This window comes from Vibrio sp. D431a (assembly GCF_030248655.1).
In the GTDB taxonomy this organism is placed as follows: domain Bacteria; phylum Pseudomonadota; class Gammaproteobacteria; order Enterobacterales; family Vibrionaceae; genus Vibrio; species Vibrio alginolyticus.
The window spans coordinates 1-820 of the sequence record NZ_JAHGAP010000090.1 but is presented as its reverse complement, the minus strand read 5'-3'; the positions used below and the strand labels follow the sequence as shown (position 1 = coordinate 820).

Here is an 820-nt window from a genome sequence, read left to right as displayed (position 1 = left end):
CTTAAACAGTTTGTTAGTTGAATTGTTTCACAGCCCTACACTTGGGAAAGGTTGAACAACCCCAAAACTGTTTACCTATATTTTCACCACGCTTGGTTTCACGCAACACCATTTCAGAGCCGCAACGGGGGCACTCATTTGAGCTAACTTTGGATGCAACAACTTCTTTGACATGTTTACGATGCTTTAAATCCGTAATGACTCCGCGCTTTAACTTTAGCCGGTTTATAGACTCTGTTAACCGAGCATAATCATTGTCAGAGAACACTACCTCGTTAAATTGCTGAATGTATCGAATACTTCCTCGAGCGTAGGTAACGTTTGGAGGCATTTCGGTTTTAAAGGTACTGTCGCCAATGAAAACAATAACTGAATGCAAGTGTTCTTCACTGCAACCTAGCAAGGTTTCCAGAGCTTTTATGTGCTTGTAATTCTGATGCAGTGGGTTCTGAAATTTAGAGGAATGACGGTAAATCTTTTGTGTCCACTGTTTCTGGCGAGCTGAACCAAATATCCAACCTTTCATATTCTTAGTTTCAACGACGAAAATGCCATATCTAGAAACCACAATATGGTCGACTTGAGTTGTACCATCGTTAGTCGGCAACGTTACGTCTTTTATTAGTGTGTAATCAGGCTCTGGTAATTTGGACAAAAGACGGTTCACGAGAAACTCACCAAACACACCTTTTAGCCACCTACTTTTGAAAACGCTAACAATGAGCAATAAAGGCACTAGATACCAGACTTGCGCAAGCACATTAAGAAATACTTCAAAAATATTCACGGATTTTCCCTATTCAACTAACGCCGCGTTAAG

1 protein-coding gene is annotated in these 820 nt (G+C 40.6%); it reads right to left on the bottom strand.

All coding sequences use genetic code 11. The features are described from left to right. Nucleotides 1-13: 13 nt before the first annotated feature. A complete protein-coding gene (locus tag KJB35_RS28115; protein WP_054575577.1) occupies nt 14-787 on the bottom strand; it encodes a nuclease-related domain-containing protein in 774 nt (257 codons plus the stop codon). Nucleotides 788-820 lie beyond the last annotated feature (33 nt).